This is a genomic window from Marinobacterium sp. NO-S09 (assembly GCF_059179545.1).
The window spans coordinates 1,318,964-1,336,866 of sequence record NZ_CP168954.1 but is presented as its reverse complement, the minus strand read 5'-3'; the positions used below and the strand labels follow the sequence as shown (position 1 = coordinate 1,336,866).

The 17,903-nt window shown below is 58.6% G+C and carries 19 protein-coding genes; 12 read left to right on the top strand and 7 right to left on the bottom strand.

All coding sequences use genetic code 11. The features are described 5' to 3' along the window. Positions 1-15 precede the first annotated feature (15 nt). Entirely contained in the window at positions 16-693 is a 678-nt protein-coding gene (locus O3C79_RS06295) for a cytochrome b/b6 domain-containing protein (RefSeq protein WP_494385239.1), read from the top strand. A gap of 56 nt (positions 694-749) precedes the next feature. Here O3C79_RS06295 and O3C79_RS06290 read toward each other — a convergent pair whose 3' ends face one another. Next, a complete protein-coding gene (locus tag O3C79_RS06290) occupies positions 750-1,193 on the bottom strand; it encodes a c-type cytochrome (RefSeq protein WP_010322537.1) in 444 nt (147 codons plus the stop codon). A gap of 157 nt (positions 1,194-1,350) precedes the next feature. Between O3C79_RS06290 and O3C79_RS06285 the strand changes: the two genes are divergently transcribed. Further along, positions 1,351-2,577 carry an MFS transporter gene (locus O3C79_RS06285; RefSeq protein ID WP_494385238.1) on the top strand — a complete coding sequence of 409 codons (1,227 nt, stop codon included), beginning with the start codon at positions 1,351-1,353 and terminating at the stop codon, positions 2,575-2,577. On the opposite strand, the gene O3C79_RS06280 is transcribed toward O3C79_RS06285, so the two are convergent. Then, complete coding sequence (locus O3C79_RS06280; protein ID WP_010322539.1) at positions 2,550-3,065, bottom strand: flavodoxin; 516 nt, start codon at positions 3,063-3,065, stop codon at positions 2,550-2,552. The genes O3C79_RS06285 and O3C79_RS06280 overlap by 28 nt on opposite strands. Positions 3,066-3,138: 73 nt before the next feature. After that, a complete protein-coding gene (locus O3C79_RS06275; RefSeq protein ID WP_010322540.1) occupies positions 3,139-3,468 on the bottom strand; it encodes a phasin family protein in 330 nt (109 codons plus the stop codon). Positions 3,469-3,613: 145 nt separating this feature from the next. Between O3C79_RS06275 and gloA the strand changes: the two genes are divergently transcribed. Then, complete coding sequence (gene gloA, locus O3C79_RS06270) at positions 3,614-4,012, top strand: lactoylglutathione lyase (RefSeq protein WP_010322541.1); 399 nt, start codon at positions 3,614-3,616, stop codon at positions 4,010-4,012. A 21-nt stretch (positions 4,013-4,033) separates the two neighbouring features. Here gloA and O3C79_RS06265 read toward each other — a convergent pair whose 3' ends face one another. Next, positions 4,034-5,662: a methyl-accepting chemotaxis protein gene (locus tag O3C79_RS06265; RefSeq protein WP_494385237.1), complete on the bottom strand. Its 1,629-nt coding sequence runs from the start codon at positions 5,660-5,662 to the stop codon at positions 4,034-4,036. A gap of 256 nt (positions 5,663-5,918) precedes the next feature. Here O3C79_RS06265 and O3C79_RS06260 point away from each other — a divergent pair, with 256 nt between their 5' ends. From O3C79_RS06260 to O3C79_RS06250, 3 genes are all read left to right on the top strand, one after another. After that, a complete protein-coding gene (locus tag O3C79_RS06260; RefSeq protein ID WP_010322543.1) occupies positions 5,919-6,728 on the top strand; it encodes a tetratricopeptide repeat protein in 810 nt (269 codons plus the stop codon). Between the two features lie 126 nt (positions 6,729-6,854). Beyond that, positions 6,855-8,066 carry a YeeE/YedE family protein gene (locus tag O3C79_RS06255; RefSeq protein WP_494385236.1) on the top strand — a complete coding sequence of 404 codons (1,212 nt, stop codon included), beginning with the start codon at positions 6,855-6,857 and terminating at the stop codon, positions 8,064-8,066. A 98-nt stretch (positions 8,067-8,164) separates the two neighbouring features. Further along, complete coding sequence (locus O3C79_RS06250) at positions 8,165-8,686, top strand: RDD family protein (protein WP_494385235.1); 522 nt, start codon at positions 8,165-8,167, stop codon at positions 8,684-8,686. 163 nt (positions 8,687-8,849) lie between these two features. On the opposite strand, the gene lptG is transcribed toward O3C79_RS06250, so the two are convergent. Both lptG and lptF read right to left on the bottom strand, forming a co-directional pair. Beyond that, positions 8,850-9,911 (bottom strand): LPS export ABC transporter permease LptG, encoded by a 1,062-nt coding sequence (gene lptG, locus O3C79_RS06245; protein WP_494385234.1) that lies wholly within the window; start codon positions 9,909-9,911, stop codon positions 8,850-8,852. Positions 9,912-9,913: 2 nt separating this feature from the next. Further along, positions 9,914-11,026 carry an LPS export ABC transporter permease LptF gene (gene lptF / locus O3C79_RS06240; protein WP_494385233.1) on the bottom strand — a complete coding sequence of 371 codons (1,113 nt, stop codon included), beginning with the start codon at positions 11,024-11,026 and terminating at the stop codon, positions 9,914-9,916. Positions 11,027-11,207: 181 nt separating this feature from the next. Here lptF and O3C79_RS06235 point away from each other — a divergent pair, with 181 nt between their 5' ends. The 6 genes from O3C79_RS06235 (at position 11,208) to O3C79_RS06210 (ending at position 17,440) form a co-directional block, all read left to right on the top strand. Next, entirely contained in the window at positions 11,208-12,737 is a 1,530-nt protein-coding gene (locus O3C79_RS06235) for a leucyl aminopeptidase (protein ID WP_494385232.1), read from the top strand. 1 nt (position 12,738) lies between these two features. Then, positions 12,739-13,170: a DNA polymerase III subunit chi gene (locus O3C79_RS06230; protein ID WP_494385231.1), complete on the top strand. Its 432-nt coding sequence runs from the start codon at positions 12,739-12,741 to the stop codon at positions 13,168-13,170. Between the two features lie 66 nt (positions 13,171-13,236). Next, on the top strand, positions 13,237-14,370 hold the full coding sequence (locus O3C79_RS06225; protein ID WP_494385230.1) for an efflux RND transporter periplasmic adaptor subunit: 1,134 nt from the start codon (positions 13,237-13,239) through the stop codon (positions 14,368-14,370). Continuing rightward, positions 14,367-15,050 (top strand): ABC transporter ATP-binding protein, encoded by a 684-nt coding sequence (locus O3C79_RS06220; RefSeq protein WP_494385229.1) that lies wholly within the window; start codon positions 14,367-14,369, stop codon positions 15,048-15,050. Before O3C79_RS06225 ends, O3C79_RS06220 begins: the two co-directional genes overlap by 4 nt. After that, complete coding sequence (locus tag O3C79_RS06215) at positions 15,037-16,257, top strand: ABC transporter permease (protein ID WP_494385228.1); 1,221 nt, start codon at positions 15,037-15,039, stop codon at positions 16,255-16,257. The genes O3C79_RS06220 and O3C79_RS06215 overlap by 14 nt, the downstream gene beginning before the upstream one ends. Then, complete coding sequence (locus tag O3C79_RS06210; protein WP_494385227.1) at positions 16,244-17,440, top strand: ABC transporter permease; 1,197 nt, start codon at positions 16,244-16,246, stop codon at positions 17,438-17,440. Before O3C79_RS06215 ends, O3C79_RS06210 begins: the two co-directional genes overlap by 14 nt. Here the strand turns inward: O3C79_RS06210 and O3C79_RS06205 are convergent. Then, positions 17,409-17,873, bottom strand: coding sequence for a YkvA family protein (locus O3C79_RS06205; protein ID WP_494385226.1), 465 nt, complete (start codon positions 17,871-17,873; stop codon positions 17,409-17,411). The two genes, O3C79_RS06210 and O3C79_RS06205, sit on opposite strands and share 32 nt — an antisense overlap. Between the last annotated feature and the right edge of the window lie 30 nt (positions 17,874-17,903).

The window sequence follows — 17,903 nt, the reverse complement described above, 5'->3', positions numbered from 1 at the left end:
CAACGGAACATACGCATGACACAACAACCCGATTCAACCCTTTCAACCCGTGTCTGGGACCCCTATGTCCGGATTTTTCACTGGCTGCTGGCCGCCAGTATCCTGTTTGCCTGGTGGAGCGGTGAACAGGGCGGCAACTGGATGAGCTGGCATATGTACGCCGGCTATACCGTTCTCACCCTGGTACTCTTCCGCCTGATGTGGGGCTTCGCCGGTACGCATTACGCGCGCTTTGCCGAGTTTATCCGCAGCCCCGAACATACGGTTGACTATGGTCTCAAGGCTGTGCGCCGAGAAGAGCCCCACTATGCAGGTCACAACCCGCTGGGCGGCTGGATGGTCGTGGCTTTATTGCTGCTGAGCGCGGCCCAGGCCGGTACCGGCCTGTTCGCCAACGATGAAATCTTTACCGAAGGCCCGCTGGTTCACCTCGTCAGCTACGACCTGAGTGTGGAGATCACGCGCTGGCACAAGATGATCTTTGATGGCCTGCTGATCGCTATCGGGCTGCATCTGCTGGGCGTTGTCTGGCACCAGCGAGTCCGCGGTGAAAAGCTGATTCAGGGCATGTTACACGGCCGCAAGCCGCTACCTGCCGGCACAACAGAAGCGGGCAAGACCCCTTGGGTACGCGGCCTGGTACTGGCCGCTATCGCTGCTGCAGCGATCTGGAGCCTGCTCAACCTGACCTGAGGCCACAAAAAAGGGCGCCACCCGGCGCCCTCTGCAAACATTCGAGGCTGAAAGTATCAGTCCTTGAAGTTGTCGTGGCAGCCCTTGCAGGTTTTGCCCACTTCACCAAAAGCCGGGCGAATCTGGTCCATATCACCGGTCTTGGCAGCGGTAGCCAGTGCAGCGGTTTTCTCCATCAGCATATTGGAGCCGCCTTCAAACTTGTCCCAGTTGTCGGCAATGGCCGGCAGCGCATCAGTATCACCGCTATAGGAGCCCTCAACAAAACCTTCCCATGGCAGATGGCTCAGCTGAGAAACGATCTCGGCTCGACGAGTAAAGTCATCAGCGTCGTAATCCATCTTGCCTTTTACCATCGCACCCATGGTGCCGAAATGCCATTTGATTGCCTGGAATACGCCCTGACGGTAGTCAATCGCATCCTCCGGTTTCACGGCAACTGCGACCGTGCTTGCCATGGCCAGTGCACCGGCCAGTCCCATTGCTGCAATTTTTTTCATGACAGTGTCCCTTGTAATGGTTTGAGAACGCCAATATTAGGCAAAACTAATCTACAAATTCAATCGTTACTGAGCCTTTAAGGGCGAAAATACCCTGCATCGGTATAATATCCTAACGACCCAAGATCCTCAGTCACCTGTTCGGACAAAAAGTTCAATGCCTTTATTGCTGCGCCTGATGTTGCCCTTTGCCCTGGGGTACTGGCTGTCTTATGTATTCCGTGTCATCAATGCGGTTGTTGCCCCCGATATCATGGCCAGCCTGCAACTGGATGCCGCCACACTGGGGCTGGTGTCCAGCGCATATTTTCTGACGTTTGCTGCTTGCCAGCTCCCCCTTGGCATCCTGCTGGACCGCTACCAGACGCGCACCATTGCCAGCATACTGCTGTGCGTCGCCGCCGCCGGCAGCTTGATTTTCGGTCTGGCTGAATCCACTACAATGCTGTGGATCGGGCGCGGCCTTATCGGTATCGGGGTGTCGGCCTGCCTGATGGCGGCCTTCAAAACCTACACCCTCTGGCTGAAACCTGAACAACTGCCCATGACCAACGGATTGCAGCTGATGTTCGGGGGACTGGGCGCCCTGTCGGCAACAGTGCCTGTGGAGTGGGCACTGGCACTGACCGACTGGCGCACCCTGTTTATAGGGCTCGCCGGCCTGTGTATTGCGGTCGCGCTACTAACCCGTCAACTGGTCCCGGCCAGCCAACTTCAGCGCTCATCACAGACATTTGCCCAAGACCTGCGTCAGGTACTACAGGTCATTCGCACCCCTGCCTTCTATCAGCGGGCACCCGCCAGCATGTTGTCACAGGCGCTGTTTGTAGCCGTACAATCATTATGGGCCGGAGAATGGTTACGCCAGGTCAATGGGCTTTCCGCCACAGACAGTGCCGACATGCTGATGCTGTCAGCCGCCAGTATGGCTGCCGGCTTTTTGTTGCTGGGCAGCCTTGCCAGCCAGCTGGCCAGATTCGGCATTACAGTCATGCAGGTGAGTTATTGCGGGATGCTGGTCTTTCTGGGGTCGCTGCTCTGGATTCAGCTACAGCCCGATCAGGCGCCCTGGGCTGCCTGGGTGCTGTTCGGCTGCTTTGGCACCTCCGGCACGCTGATGTTTGCCGGCTTGAGCCAGGCATTTCCAGCCGCACTCAGCGGCCGCATCAGTACCAGCCTGAATTTGGGGATTTTTCTGGCCGCTTTCCTGTTGCAGTGGGGAATGGGTGCGCTGGCGGGGTTTTGGCAGGCAGATACCAATGGTCACTACCCGCCTGAAGCCTACCGCTTTGCATTGGCCGCAGGAACAGCTGTGCAAGCTCTGGGCCTGTGCTGGTTCCTGCTGTGCCGCTACCGTCAGTCCAGCAAGACTGCCAGCACCTGAGGCACCCACTGTTGCAGGCGGGCTTCGGTTTCACTGCGTTGACAATCTTCGTCCAGGGCCAGACCTACAAAATGGCTGCCATCGGCAGTCAGTGCCTTGGACGCTTCGAAGTCATAGCCCTCAACCGGCCAGGGCACCAGCACTTCGCCACCGGCTGCCAGCACCTGGTCATTAACGGCACCCATGGCATCCAGAAACCATTCGCCGTACCCCAACTGATCACCCAGCCCGAACAGCGCCACTTTCTTGCCACTGAAATCAATACCGCAGAACACCTGCCAGTATTCATCCCAGTCTTCCTGCAGCTCACCAAAGTCCCAGGTCGGGATGCCGATAATCAGGGCATTGTATTCCTGCATGGCAGCTACGCCCTGAGCCGCAATGTCATGCAGCTGAACCTGCTCGGCCGCAAGGTTTTCTATCTGCTGCGCAACGCTTTCCGTATTACCAGTGGTGCTCGCGTAAAACAGCCCTATTTTGCCCGGCATGGGGTTTCCTCTTCCGACAAACAAAAAGCAGCCACCTGGGCTGCTTTTCGATCATGAACATCAGGTGTGTACTTTACTTTTTGCCGGTCATTGCCTCAACCGACTCCTGGGTCAGCTGCTGCATTGCCTGCTGGGCAGCAGTCAATGCCTTGAGGTTCTGTTCGTTGGCTGCTCGAAGCGTCTGTTCCAGCTCTTTGGCGTAAGCCTGCTGCAGCTCGAGCAAGTCGTTGGGGGTCTTGCACTTCTGCAGTTCGCTGGTCTGCTGCATGGTCGCATCGATGCAGGCCTTGGTGCACTCCATCTGCTGACGGGTCAGTTCTTCCAGCATTTTGGTCTGAATGTTGACCAACTCACGGAAGGGTCCCATCGATTCAGTCATCTGCTTGGTCATGTCCTGGAACATTGTCTAGCCCCCTTGGCTGTTGTTATTCATGCTCTCAATTAACCATTGTAGGCTAAAAGCCGCAAGCGGATTTCGTTAAACTAAAGCCTAAGAGTGGTTGTTAACTGCTCTGGATCTGTCAGAACTGAAATTAGAGGTTTTCATCATGCGCATGCTGCACACCATGTACCGGGTTGCCGACCTGGAAAAATCGCTGGCGTTTTATACCGATGTATTGGGTATGCGCCTGCTGCGCCGCAAGGATTATCCGGAAGGCAAGTTCACCCTGGCCTTCGTGGGCTACGGGGATGAAAACGAGAACACCGTGCTGGAGCTGACCCACAACTGGGATTCCGGTGAGTATGATCTGGGCAACGGCTATGGCCATATTGCCATCGAGGTGGACGATGTCTACCAGGCCTGTGACGACATCAAGGCCCGTGGTGGTGAAGTTGTTCGTGAAGCCGGACCTATGAAAAACAGCAACTCGGGCACCATTCTGGCCTTTGTCAAAGACCCGGACGGTTACATGATCGAGCTGCTCAGCCCCAACCGCAAGGACTGAGCAACTCCCCGGTTCCGAATATCAGACCCGGAACCGGGCCGACATATCCTGCAGACTGCTGGCCAGACGCGACAGCTCATGACTGGCTTCTTCCGCCTGGGTTGCGCCCGTTGCGGACTCCTGAGCCCCATCATTGATCGCCACCAGCGAACGGTTAATCTCCTCCGCTACACTGCTCTGCTCTTCAGACGCACTGGCAATCTGGGTATTGAGATCACTGATACGACGAACGGCTTCGGCAATTTCCAGCAAGGCAACACCTGCCTCTTCCGCCTGGGAACCGGTTTTCACCGCCTGCTCCTGACTGACCTGCATGGCCACAACCGTGTTGGAGGTCCCGCCCTGCAAACGGCCAATTACCTGCTGGATTTCGGCGGTTGATTCCTGAGTTCGCTGGGCCAGCGAGCGCACCTCATCAGCGACCACGGCAAAACCACGCCCCTGCTCACCCGCACGCGCCGCTTCAATCGCCGCATTCAATGCCAGCAGGTTGGTTTGCTCGGCGATGCCGTTGATCACATCAATAACACTGCCAATGGCTTCGCTGTCCTTTTCAACAATGGCCACTTCCTCTGCCACGCGGCTTACCTGACCGACCAGATCACCGGTGGCCGCAACCGCCTGATTGACGACCTGGCCACCGCGCTCAGAGGCATCCAGGGTATTCTTGGCTTCCAGATCTGCATTTTCGGCACTGCCGGCCACATCACGCACCGTGGCAACCATTTCATTCATGGCAGCTGCCACCTGCTCAACCTCAGCACGCTGACGGTTGATGATCTGGCTGGAGTGACTGCTGATGCTGCTCATCTCCTCCGCTGCAGCGGCCAACTGTGAGGTGGCATTGGAGATCTCGCCCACCAGCAACTGCATCTGGTTCAGCATGTGGTTGAAACCGCCGGCAATCTGCGCCAGCTCATGCTTGCCTTCGATATTGGCACGCACACGCAGGTCAGAGTGATCCGCTACCTGTGACATACACTGCTGAAGCTCATTCAGCGGTCGCCGAATGGACAGATAAATGCGCCAACCCAGAAGCCCCAACAGGATAATGGTGACAGATGAGGCTATCAGCTGCAGGTTGTGCTGGCGGGCATTAATACGAGCCATCTCCGCAATCATGTTATCGGCTTCCGAAAGCTGCAGGCTGACCAGTTCACCAATCTTGTCGCCAATCGGATCAATAGAGGCGTACAGCGGACCATTGAAAGCATACATCTCGCCACTGGACAGACCCGACATAGCCGACAAGGCATTGATCAGGTCATCCACGGCCTTGTCGGCCGGTATAAACAGTTGCTGTGCTTCCTTGACCAGCCGTGCCTCTTCCTCAGTCAACTTTGTTGCGGTGTAACTGTCCCAGTTCTGTTTGATATCGATTTTGGCCTGGCGTACCCCCGCAAGGGCGTCTTCGGCACTGACCATGGCATGGTCGACCTTGTTGACGGCGTCAATCACACTAACGGCATAGAGGTCGGCCACCTTCTTCAGTTTTTCCAGCGGAACTATACGATCCCTGTATAGGCTATCAGCGCTTTGGTTGGCCTTATCCAAAGCCATCATCGCCGTCACGACGACCAACAGTAAAACTACCAAGGGCAGCACTGATCCCAGAATGAGCTTGTTGCGAATAGTCATTCGATTCAGCATGGTTTTGTTCCCGTACAGGCGGATCGAAGCATCCGGCACCGGATGCGTTGGGGGGGCATTTTAGGGTACAATGAAAAACATTAGAATCACCTTATACGTTAGGGTGATCCTGTATAGGGGTTAGGGGCTTGTTTATTATGGCCCTCCCTGAACCAGCAGTACAACATTTGTTTCTATCTTAATACGTTTTCTCGGCGGAAGCCGTTCTCGACGACTTCCTGAACGCATCAAATCTGATGATGAAGGCATGGCTTCAATGAACAAATCTGCACTACTTGCAGCGGCCGGGCTGCTGTTTTCCCTGCACACCACTACCGCTGCCGCAGCCAGCACCGATGCTGCACAGCGCGCTATCGACAATGGCGACTACTCCCAGGCGCGCTCTGAACTGGAATCACTGGTGAAATCCCAGGACCCGGCCGCCATGAACCTGATGGGTCAGCTGTATGAGAACGGCTGGGGCGTCGATAAGGACCTGGAACAGGCACAGCGCCTGTATGAACAAGGTGCTCGCCAAGGCCACCTGGAGAGCGTAAACAGCCTGCGCGCCCTGAAAAACCGTGCCTACAAAATCGAATTCGACAAACTGATGCCGCTGGCCGAGAACGGTGATGGCGACGCACAGAACCGCATCGGTGAAATGTTCGAATTCGGTTACGGCGTTGAACGTGACAGCGACAAGGCCATTGAATGGTACCGTAAGGCGGCTGATCAGAATGTGGTAGCTGCCTGGCACAATATCGGCCGCTGTTACAATTTTGGCACCGGCGTGGAACAGGACTACGCGGAAGCAGAAACCTGGTACCGCAAAGCCGCCGAGAAAGGCCACATGGAAGCCATGTTCTTTATGGGAACCCTCTATTCAAATGCCCATGGTCAGGACGAGAGCGTCGATACAGATGTGGCAGCTTACGCCTGGATGCACAACGCAGCCCTGCTGGGTAACACCACCGCAGCCACCATCGAAACGCGCCTCAAGCTGAAGCTGAATGCCGACCAGATGCAGGCGGCTGAATCTCTGGCAGAGCGTTACAAACAGGAATATGTAGACCCCTTCAAGCAGTGAAAAACTGCGCCCTGAAATCTCAGAGCATATAACCAAAACATATAACTGGTTCGATTATATTCTTGGATGCGCATATTAGCAGGCGTTAAAATGCGCATCCTTTAACCAGTTTTATGGCGATACCTCATGCCTGCTTCCACGCTTACAGCCACTCCCTCTTCACCGCTTGCTCGACAGCCTCTGGCGCTGTCGGTAGCCGCTGCCTCCCTGGCCGCATTTTTCATCTACCTGATGGACAGCTATAGCACGCACAATGGACTGGTCATGCTGCTGGGTGCTGCGTTGGGTATCAGCCTGTACCATGCCTCCTTTGGTTTCACGACAGCCTGGCGCACGCTGGTAACCACGGGGCGAGGGCGCGCCGTACGTGCCCAGATGCTGATGCTTGCCATTGCGGTCTGCCTGTTTTTCCCGGCTCTGGCGGCCGGTGAACTCTTTGGTCAACAGGTGTTTGGCTTTGTCCGCCCTCTGAGCGTCTCCGTTGTTTTTGGTGCCTTTATCTTCGGCATTGGCATGCAGATCGCCAATGGCTGCGCCTCGGGTAACCTCTACCATGCCGGTGGAGGGCAGATTCGTGCCATACCCAGTATGATCGGCTTTGCCGCAGGTGCGCTCTGGGCCACCCGTGACTATGAATGGTGGACAACGCAGCCGTCACTGGCGCCGGTAGACCTCATTGGCAGCCTGGGTGTGGTGCCCGCCATCGCCCTGAACCTGCTGGTATTTGCCGCCATTGCCCAGCTCACTCGTGTGATCGAAAAGCGCAAGTTCGGCAGTGTTGAAGCCGATGACGCCGGCAAAGACCAGCCCCTGAGCAAGCGTCTGCTGAGCGGCCCCTGGCCGTTTATCTGGGGCGCTATCGCACTGGCAGTCATCAATTTTGCCACCCTGGCACTGATCGGCCGCCCCTGGGCTGTGGCTCTGGCCTACCCGCTCTGGGGTGCCAAAGCCGCCGAAGCACTTAATCTGGGACTGGATGTGGACTTCTGGGGTTACTGGATGATGCCCGGTCGCGATACTGCCTTGATGGGTGGCTTACTTGAGGACAGCGCCAGCCTGATGAACATCGGTGTCATCTTTGGCGCCGTGGTAGCCGCCGCTCTGGCTGGCCGTTTGTCCCTGAGCTGGAAGATGCCCGTCATGCAGTGGCTGGCCACCATCATTGGCGGCCTGATGCTGGGCTATGGCGCCACCATTGCCTTTGGCTGCAACATCGGCGCCTTCTTCGGTGGCATCGCCTCCGGCAGCCTGCACGGCTGGCTCTGGCTGGTAGCAGCCTTTGCCGGCAGCTTCGTCGGCACCTGGCTGCGCCCGCTGTTCCGCCTGCCCCGCACCTGATTCTCGCCATCCCTGCTGTCCGGGCCTTAGCCCGGCCAGCGCAAGGTGCTACAATCCGGCTCCAACATCCATCCCTACCGGATCGAGGAATCGACAGCATGCAGCGCCCGTTCAAACAGGACTTCACCAACACCACGCCCGCGTCTTTTATCAAGCGCTTGATGGCCATGGTCTACGATTGCCTGTTGATCGTGGCCTTGTGGATGGTCATCGCCGCTATCAGCGTCGCGCTGAACGATGGTGAAGCAATCAGCCTCGAAACCAGCCCGACCTTCGCTGTCGCCCTGTTCAACTCGGCCCTGTTCTGCGCCACCTTCCTCTTCTTCGGCTTTTTCTGGACCCGTAACGGTCAGACCCTGGGCATGCTGGCCTGGCGCCTGCGCGTACAGAGCCTCACGGGTGATCGCATCACCTGGACCCAGGCCCTGCTCCGCTTCATGCTGGCCATCCCCTCGGTGGGATTCTTCGGAATCGGTTTTTTGTGGATGCTGTTGACGGACGAGCGCCTGAGCCTGCACGACCGCTGGTCCGGCAGCTGTATGGTTCAGCTGCCGAAACCGGAGAGGGCAAAGAAGGAGCAGAAAGGGAAGCCAGCGAAAGGCAAGAAAGCCGGCAAATAAGGGTTCTAACAGGTTGTTGAAAAGCGTCATCGAGGCCGCCGAGGCTAGGGGCAAAAACAGGCGAAAAAGCGCAGTTTAGTGGACTAAATGAGCATTTTGAGACTGTTTTTAACGCTGCATTCGGCAACGCAGATAGATTTTCGACAACCTGTTAAAGCAGCGGTCAACCGGCCCGCCGCAACAGCCAAACACCGGCCAGGCCACAGATCAGAATCGGCACCGATGCCGCTATAAACGGCGGAAAACCGAATACAGTACTGGCTGGCCCCAGCAGGTCCTGGGCAAACTTGAAGATCAGGCCAAATATCACCCCGGCGATAATGCGCTGACCCACGGTGACACTGCGCAAGGGCCCGAAAATGAAGGACACCCCGATCAGCACCAGCGCCAGAATGGCGAAGGGTTGTAGTACCTTGCCCCAGAACGCCAACAGATAGCTGTCTGCCTTTACGCCCTGCTCCTGCAGATACTGCGAGTAGGACCAGAGCCCACTGATCGACAGATCCACCGGGTCGACCACAATCACCGACAACAGCTCCGGCGTCAGGCCGCTTTCCCAGCTTTCAATGGGCAGCGTTTCAGCCTGCGTACCCGCATCGGTAAAACGGGTCAGGCGCACATCCTGCAGCTGCCACTGTTCGTTTTCAAACCAGCCCATGCGGGCGAAACTGGATGACTCCAGCTGATTATCCTCACTGAAGCGATAGCGCGTTACGCCGTGGACGACGCCACCCGGCTCCACCGCGTTGATATGAATAAACAGCGGGCCTTCCCGGTGCCAGATACCGTACTTGGAGCTGAGAGCCCCGCCACCGGACTGTGCCAGGGCACGGAAGCTCTGGGCCTTCTGCTCGGCATAAGGGGCCACATACTGCCCCAGCACTAGTGCCAGCGCCGCCAGCAGCATCACGGGTTTGAACACCGCCAGCAGAATACGCGCTGTGGAGAAGCCCGCCGCACGCATAACGGTCAATTCGCTGTGACTGGCCAGCACACCCAGACCGATCAGGCACCCCACCAGGCTACTCAGGGGAATGTATTCATAGAGTCGACGCGGTACCGTCAGCCCCAGAAACTGGAGCACGTCGGTAAAGCTATAGTAGTCATCCACATCTTCCAGCTGATCCAGTAGGGCCGAAACCAGATCCAGACCGACCACGATCAGCAGCACTGCGAGAATGGCGCCGAGAATGTGGTGGCCGATATACATATCCAGTCGCATCATCATCACGCCTCCTTCCTGCGCAGTCGTGGCAGTGACGGCAGGCGGTTACGCACCCGCATCCAGAAATGCTCTGCCAGAATCAGGTTGGCGGCAAACAGCAGGAAGCCACCATGAATCACCCACAGCAGCCATACCGACTGCTCGCCCTCTTCCACCGCCGAACGGGTACTGGTCAGCAGCGACAGATACAGCAGGTACACCACAATCGATGGAATCAGCTTGGCAAAGCGTCCCTGCCGAGGGTTGGTCTTGCTCATGGGCACCGCAATCAGGGTGACAATGAACGCCAGTACCGGCAGGGACAGGCGCCAGTGCAGACGAGCCTGATGGGAGGGATCTTCCGCCTGCATCAGAGTCGGGGTGGAGAGTGCATCCAGCTCCGTAATCTCGGTTACCAGCTCCGCTTCCGGCAGACGGATGCCGTAGCGATCATAGCCGGTGCGACTGTAATCCGACAGCCCGGGCTCACCGTCATAGCGATAACCGTCTTCCAGTACCAGAAAACGGCCATCGTAGTTGGCAATATCCTGGCGCTGGGCACGACTGGCCATGAGCACCACCGGCTGGCCGTTTTCATCACGCTGGGCAATAAATACGTCACGCAGCTCGTCGGCTTCGGCATCATAGGATTCGGCATAGGTCACCTGACGCCCGCGGGTCTGCGACAGGAAACGGCCCGGCGTGAGCATTTCCAGCTCACTACGGGACTCCTGCACCTGCAGAATAGCCTCCGTTTTGGCTGCCCCCATGGGTGCGACCCAGAGCGACAACAGGGCCACCAGCCCCGCCACCAGCGATGCCGGCCCCAAGGTATAGAGCACCAGACGTCGTTGGCTGATGCCGCAGGCCCTTAATACAACCATCTCGCTGTCGAGATACAGGCGCCCCAGTGCCAGCAGGATGCCAAGAAACAGGCCCAGCGGCAGCAGCAATTCCAGAAAGCCCGGTATACGCCAGAACATGACAAGAAATACAAAGCTGGCGTCCAGCTTGCCCGTCGCCGCCTCCGCCAGATACTTGATCAGGCGAGCACTGCTGATAATCAGCAGCAGAACCGCAGTAACCGCGGTAGTTGAGACCAGCACCTCACGGGCCAGATATCGGAAGATGATCAAAACAGATTCCCTTTCGCCGCCATGGTTTCCAATCGGAGAAATGGTTTATAGTGCGCGGTACAAATCGTGATAGGACGCGCCCGATCGTGACCTCACCACTGCCATCAGTGGCTGGTCGACCTTGAATCGGCGCATTATCGCGCAATCAGTTTGCAATGTCTTGGTCTTGTACGGAGTCGTCATGGATTTTGAGATTATTAACGGCAGTGTTACCGCACTGGAAACCGAATGCCTCGTAGTAGCTCTGGAAGCCGAGGGTACGCTTTGCCCCTCTGCCGCTGCCGTCGACCAGGCCGCCAACGGCTATCTGACCGAGCTGGTCAATAGCGGCGACATCTCCGGCAAGGCCGGTGAGCAGCTGATGCTGTTCAAGGTACCGGGTGTGAAAGCACGCCGAGTGCTGCTGGTCGGCCTGGGCACTGCCAAGGAGCGCAAGGACCGCCACTACCGCAAAATGCTCAAGGGCATCACCGCCAGCCTGAAGAAGTCCGGCATCAGCTCAGTAACTTTCGCCTTCGACGGCTGCGCCAGCTACCGCGACGATGTGTACCGCGCTACCCGCCAGCTGGTGGAATGGGTCTCTGCCGAGTTCTATCAGTATGATGAAACCAAGAGCAAAAAGTCTGACCCGATCAAGCTGGAGAATATTCAGATTCTGCTGAGCGAAGATGACACCGAGCTGGGCGAAGGCGCCCTGCTGGATGGTGTCGCCATCGCCAATGGCGTCAGCACCGCCCGTGAACTGGGTAACCTGCCGGGCAACATCTGCACCCCGACCTACCTGGCTGAACGCGCCGAAGCACTGGCGGAAGAATTTGACGACATCCACACCAAGATTCTCGACGAAGATGCAATGGCCGAGCTGGGCATGAACTGTCTGCTGGCCGTGGGCCGTGGCAGCGCCCAGCCCTCACGCCTGATCGTGATGGAATACAACGGTGGTGAAACCGGCGAAAAACCGCATGTACTGGTCGGCAAGGGCATCACCTTCGATACCGGTGGCATCAGCCTCAAGCCGGGCGCAGGCATGGACGAAATGAAATTCGACATGTGCGGCGCTGCCAGCGTATTCGGTGCCATGGAAGCCGTGGCCGAAATGCAGCTGCCGCTGAATGTAGTCGGTGTGGTTGCCGCCGCCGAGAACATGCCGGGCAGCCAGGCCACCAAGCCTGGCGACGTGGTCACTACCATGTCCGGCCAGACCGTGGAAATCCTCAATACCGACGCCGAAGGACGTCTGGTGCTGTGTGATGCCCTGACCTATGCCGGTCGTAACTACGAGCCGGAAACCATGGTGGATATCGCCACCCTTACCGGCGCCTGTATCATCGCCCTGGGTCACCATGCCACCGGCATCCTGTCCAACGACAAGGAACTGGCCGGCGCGCTGATGGATTCCGGTGACTATGCCTCCGACCGTGGCTGGCCGCTGCCGCTGTGGGACGAGTTCCAGGAACAGCTGGACTCCAACTTTGCCGATATTGCCAACATTGGGGGTCGTCCGGCCGGCACCATTACCGCTGCCTGCTTCCTGTCCCGCTTCACCGAAGAGTACCGCTGGGCGCATCTGGATATTGCCGGCGTTGCCTGGAACAGCAGTGGCAAGGAAAAAGGGGCAACCGGTCGCTGCGTTCCGCTGCTGAGCCAGTACCTGCTGGACCTGGCCGAGCAGGTCGAAGTGGACGAGCACGACCACACGCACGAGGCCTGATTTGTCCCGCGCCGACTACTACATCCTGCCAGACAGCGACCCGGACAGCCGGGCCGCTTTTCTGTGCCGGCTGTGTGACAAGATCCTGGGGCTTGGCCTCAGGGTCTTCATCAGTACCGAGCACGAAAGCGATGCTCGCCGCCTCGACCAGCAACTCTGGAGTGCAAGGCCCGACAGCTTTGTGCCCCATGTCCTGCTGGGCAACACCCCGGAATCGCCCATCGAAATCGGCTGGGGCGAGCAGCTGCCCGAGCACCGCCAGGTGTTCGTCAACCTGTCTGCCAAACTGCCGGATGCCGCCTTCGATTTCGAGCGTATCGTGGAAATTGTGGTTCAGACCCCCGAGGTGCTGGCCGCCACCCGCGACAACTATGCCCGCTGCCGTGATCGCGGCATTGAGCTGCATCGCACGGATATGCGCCAGCGCGGTTGAGCCTTATCAACTCAGCGACCAGCGCACTCTCCTATACTGCATCGGTAGAGCAAGGAGCGAAGCCGCATGAAGACGCTGTTCACAAGCCTGCTGGTTCTGGCCCTGGTGGCCGCAGCCCTCTTTTTCCTCAACCGTCCCGACCCCGTCCGTGTCCGACTGACCGAGCTGTCGCCCGGCCCGGTGGAGCAGATTGCCGCCAACAGTCGTGCCGGCACCATTAAAGCCTGCCGCCGCTCACGCCTGTCCATGCCCCAGGGCGGACGGGTCGATGAGCTGCTGGTACAGGAAGGCGACCGGGTAAAAGCCGGTGAAGCCCTGTTGACACTCTGGAGTGATGATCTCAAAGCACGGGTCGAAGAGGTGACCGCCACCCTCAAGGCACGGGAGATCCAGGCCAGAGGCGCCTGCAATACCGCCGCACTGGCGCAGCGTGAAGCACAGCGAGCCGAACGCCTGGCGCGGGACAGACTGGCCTCGGAAGAGATGCTGGATCAACGCCAGACCGAAGCCCGCCGAACCGCACTGGCCTGCGACGAGGCTCGTGCGATGAGTGAACAGGCCCGCGCCACTCTGAAGCTGCATCAGGTATTACTGGAAGACCGCATACTCAAGGCACCCTTCGCAGGCGTGGCCGCCGAGATCAACGGTGAAGTCGGCGAATACGTCACCCCATCGCCCCCCGGCGTGCCGACTCCCCCGGCCGTGGACCTGATTGATGACAGCTGTCTCTATGTACGCGCCCCCATCGATGAGGTGGAAGCGGCCCGTCTTCAGGTGGGACAACCCGTTCGCATCACCCTGGATGCCTTCCGTGGCCGCAGCTTCGAGGGCGAATTGCAACGTATCGCCCCCTTTGTATCCGAGCTGGAAAAGCAGGCCCGTACCGTAGACGTGGATGTGCGTTTTACCCCGCCGCCTGAAGATGCGCATTTGCTGGTCGGTTACAGTGCCGATATCGAAGTGATTATCGAACGCCGTGATGGCGTGCTGCGCGCCCCCACCGAAACCCTGCTGCAGGGCAACCGGGTACTGAAGTACAATGAAGCGGACGGCACCCTGGAATTCGTCGAAGTCGAGACCGGACTGGGGAACTGGACCTGGACCGAGATTATATCCGGCCTTGAGGCCGGTGATCGCATTTTGCAATCCCTGGATGCCGAAGGGGCCGAAGCCGGTGCACGGGTGGTACCGGCGTCATGATCCGACTGCAGCAGCTGTGCAAACGCTACCAGCTGGGCGATGAGCCGGTGCAGGCGCTGGATCATGTGGACCTGAGCATCAACGCCGGTGAGTACCTCTCCGTCATGGGACCTTCCGGCTCCGGCAAGTCTACCCTGCTCAACATGCTGGGCCTGCTGGACCAGCCCGACAGTGGAAAGTACTGGCTCGATGAGCTGGAAATGACCGCACTGTCGGAAGAAGGCCGGGCTGCGGAACGTAACCGCCGTATCGGTTTCGTGTTTCAGGCCTATCATCTGATCGACCGCCTGAGCGCACGGGAAAATATCGAACTGCCGCTGTTACTCAACGGTACGGCACCTTCAGAGCGCCGCCCCCGAGTGAATGAACTGCTGCAGCGGTTGGGACTGGAGCGTCATGCAGAGCACCTGCCGCACCAGCTCTCAGGGGGCCAGCGCCAACGCGTTGCCATCGCCCGCGCGGTGATCCGCAAACCTCAGCTCCTGCTGGCCGATGAACCCACCGGCAACCTGGACAGCCACTCCGGCAATGACGTCATCGAACTGCTGGAAGAGCTCAACACCGAAGGGATAACCCTCATTATGGTCACCCACGATGCCGCTATGGGTCGACGCGCCCGACGTCGCCTGTGGATGCAGGATGGTCAGCTTTTGAAGGACGAGCAGGATGCGCACGCTTGACCTGCTTCACTTCAACGGCCGCCTGCTGACTGGGCAGTGGTTCCGTACCCTGATGACCCTGCTGGCCACCGCAGTGGGCGTGGCCGCCGTACTTTTACTCACCGGTATGGGCGAAGGTGCCCGCCGTTTTGTCCTGAATGAATTCAACCTGCTGGGCAACGACGTGTTGATCATTTTACCCGGCCGCAAGGAAACCAGCGGCGGCCTGCCTCCCTTGACCGGTGAAGGCACCCGCGACCTGACGTTGGGCGACGCAGAAGCCTTGTTGAAACTGCCGGGTGTACAGGCGGTGGCACCCCTGATTGTGGGGCTGACCGAAGTGGAGGCACAGGGCCGCAACCGGGAACTGATGGTGGTCGGTACCAGTGCCGAGCTGTTCCGCATGCGCCAGCTCATTACTGAGCAAGGCCGCGTGCTGCCTGACATGCCTCTGGATCGAGCCGAGTCGATCTGTGTTATCGGCCCCGAAGTCCGTACCAGCCTGTTTGACCAGCAGCCGGTGTTGGGTCGCTGGCTCAGAACCGGCGACCGTCGCTGTCGTGTTATCGGCGTGCTGGAATCACGCGGCGTGTCACTGGGCACCGACCTGAGCGATAGCGTGCTGATTCCCGTGGCCAGCGCCCAGCAACTGTTCAATACCCAGGGCCTGTTTCGCCTCTTTGTTCAGGTGCAACATCTGGAGCTGATCGACAGCATCAAGCCTTCGATTCTAGATCTGATCCAGGCCCGGCATCAAGGCGAGCGCGACATCACGCTGATTACTCAGGACAGTCTGCTGGGTGTATTTGACGAGATACTGCAACTGTTGACGCTGGCCGTCGGGGCCATTGCCGCCATTAGCCTGGTGGTGGCCGGCATTCTGATCATGAACATCACCCTGATCAGCGTCAGCCAGCGGACGGCCGAAATTGGCCTGCTCAAGGCGCTGGGCGCCAGTGAGCGTCAGGTCCACCGGTTGTTCCTCAGTGAAGCCCTTATGATGACCCTGCTCGGAGCCGCCATCGGTATGGCTATCGGTTATGGGCTGCTCTGGACCGGCCATTGGTTGTGGCCGCAATTTCCGGTGTCGGTGCCCGTTTGGGCACTGGTCGGCGCCCTGTTATTGGCCATTGGTGTGGCGCTGATTTTTGCCTGGCTGCCGGCACGCAAGGCCGCACGGCTGCCACCGGTTCTGGCGTTGAAAGGACTCACTCATGCGCAGCGCTGATTATCTGCGCCTCACTCTGCGCACACTCAAGGCCAGCCGCATGCGCTCCAGCCTAACCGTACTGGGCATCGCCATCGGCATCTGCGCCGTTGTATTGCTGACCACACTGGGCGAAGGGCTGCGCCTCTATGTACTGGAAAACTTCTCCCAGTTCGGCAGCCGTATCATCGCTATCAACCCCGGCAAATCACAGACCGGCGGCACCGGCGGTTTGTTGGCCAGCACCCGCCCCTTACTGGTATCCGATGCAGACAGCCTGCGTAGCCTGCCCTACGTGGAATATGTGGTGCCTGTGGTGCAGGGCAGCGGTGCCATCGAATTCGGCCGTCGCGTGCGCTACACCGATATCATCGGTACCGGCAATGAAATGGCCAGCGCCTGGCGCTTTGAAGTCGCTCGTGGCCGCTTTCTCCCGGACAGCCGTGGAGGTTATCCACAGCCTTGGGCTGTACTGGGGCACAAGGTCAAACAGGAACTGTTTGGCGAACAGACGGCACTGGGGCAATTCATCCGGGTCGGTGGCGAGCGCTACCGTGTCGTCGGCATTATGGCTGCCAAGGGTCAGATGCTGGGCTTTGACCTGGACGACATTGTCTATATCCCCGTGGAGCGTGCGCTGAGCCTGTTCAACCGCACCGGCCTGATGGAAATCGATGTCACCTATCGCCCCGGTATCAGTGCCGATGCCATGGCACAGCAAGTCAGCCAACGCCTGATCGCGCGCCACGGTGGTGAAGACTTTTCACTGATCACTCAGGACGAAATGCTCAAAAGCCTGGATCGTATTCTTGCCGTGCTGACACTGGCTATTGGCGGATTAGGCGGGATCTCGCTGGTTGTGGGTGCCATCGGCATCATCACCATCATGGTCACCAGCGTGCAGGAACGGCGTGCAGAGATCGGGTTAATGCGCGCGCTGGGCGCCACTCAACGCCAGATCATGTGGCTGTTTCTGGGCGAAGCCACCCTGTTGGCGCTGGTTGGCGGCGTCGTGGGCATACTGGTCAGCGGCCTGGCCTTGGGCGGGATGGCACTCTCATTGCCCACCCTGCCGATTCAGCTGGATCCGTTCTATCTATTATTGGCATTGATGTTGTCGGCTCTGGTCGGTCTGGTATCCGGCGTGCTGCCGGCGCGACGTGCCGCAAGGCTTAATCCGGTGTTGGCGTTGCAGAGCGAGTAGAGGTGTCTTGCCCGGAAGGTTGCTCCGCTTCCCAGAGCAGAAAGGCATCAATATCCCTGGCTATCGACTGAAATGTCCAGGCAAGCAGGGCCGCATCGTCCAGATAACCTGCCAAGGGCAGCCAGTCGAGCACCAGGTCGACCGGCATGACGAAATAGGCCACCGAGGCAATCAGTAATCCCATGGATGACCAGGGAATTTCCTGATACTCCCCCTTGGCATAGGCCTTGATCAGTCGAAAACCCGCCTGCAGCTGGTCCCAAACCTCTTTCAGCTTACCGCGTTTTCCCTGCGCCTTTTTCTGCGCATTTTGAAGCAGCGAACCGAGTTTTTCGGGGTCAGTTTTATACTCATCCGCTTTGCGTCGGGATTGCCGGTACGCATCGCTTCGTTTTACATCTTCCGGATCGTCGGGATGCGGGATCCTGGCCATCACTCCCCCCTTACGGCTGCCCTCTACAGG

Coding starts and splice junctions, on each gene's coding strand:
- O3C79_RS06295 (WP_494385239.1), top strand. CDS start 16: ATGACACAACAACCCGATTCAACCCTTTCAACCCGTGTCTGGGACCCC.
- O3C79_RS06290 (WP_010322537.1), bottom strand. CDS start 1,193: ATGAAAAAAATTGCAGCAATGGGACTGGCCGGTGCACTGGCCATGGCA.
- O3C79_RS06285 (WP_494385238.1), top strand. CDS start 1,351: ATGCCTTTATTGCTGCGCCTGATGTTGCCCTTTGCCCTGGGGTACTGG.
- O3C79_RS06280 (WP_010322539.1), bottom strand. CDS start 3,065: ATGCCGGGCAAAATAGGGCTGTTTTACGCGAGCACCACTGGTAATACG.
- O3C79_RS06275 (WP_010322540.1), bottom strand. CDS start 3,468: ATGTTCCAGGACATGACCAAGCAGATGACTGAATCGATGGGACCCTTC.
- gloA (WP_010322541.1), top strand. CDS start 3,614: ATGCGCATGCTGCACACCATGTACCGGGTTGCCGACCTGGAAAAATCG.
- O3C79_RS06265 (WP_494385237.1), bottom strand. CDS start 5,662: ATGCTGAATCGAATGACTATTCGCAACAAGCTCATTCTGGGATCAGTG.
- O3C79_RS06260 (WP_010322543.1), top strand. CDS start 5,919: ATGAACAAATCTGCACTACTTGCAGCGGCCGGGCTGCTGTTTTCCCTG.
- O3C79_RS06255 (WP_494385236.1), top strand. CDS start 6,855: ATGCCTGCTTCCACGCTTACAGCCACTCCCTCTTCACCGCTTGCTCGA.
- O3C79_RS06250 (WP_494385235.1), top strand. CDS start 8,165: ATGCAGCGCCCGTTCAAACAGGACTTCACCAACACCACGCCCGCGTCT.
- lptG (WP_494385234.1), bottom strand. CDS start 9,911: ATGATGCGACTGGATATGTATATCGGCCACCACATTCTCGGCGCCATT.
- O3C79_RS06235 (WP_494385232.1), top strand. CDS start 11,208: ATGGATTTTGAGATTATTAACGGCAGTGTTACCGCACTGGAAACCGAA.
- O3C79_RS06225 (WP_494385230.1), top strand. CDS start 13,237: ATGAAGACGCTGTTCACAAGCCTGCTGGTTCTGGCCCTGGTGGCCGCA.
- O3C79_RS06220 (WP_494385229.1), top strand. CDS start 14,367: ATGATCCGACTGCAGCAGCTGTGCAAACGCTACCAGCTGGGCGATGAG.
- O3C79_RS06215 (WP_494385228.1), top strand. CDS start 15,037: ATGCGCACGCTTGACCTGCTTCACTTCAACGGCCGCCTGCTGACTGGG.
- O3C79_RS06210 (WP_494385227.1), top strand. CDS start 16,244: ATGCGCAGCGCTGATTATCTGCGCCTCACTCTGCGCACACTCAAGGCC.
- O3C79_RS06205 (WP_494385226.1), bottom strand. CDS start 17,873: ATGGCCAGGATCCCGCATCCCGACGATCCGGAAGATGTAAAACGAAGC.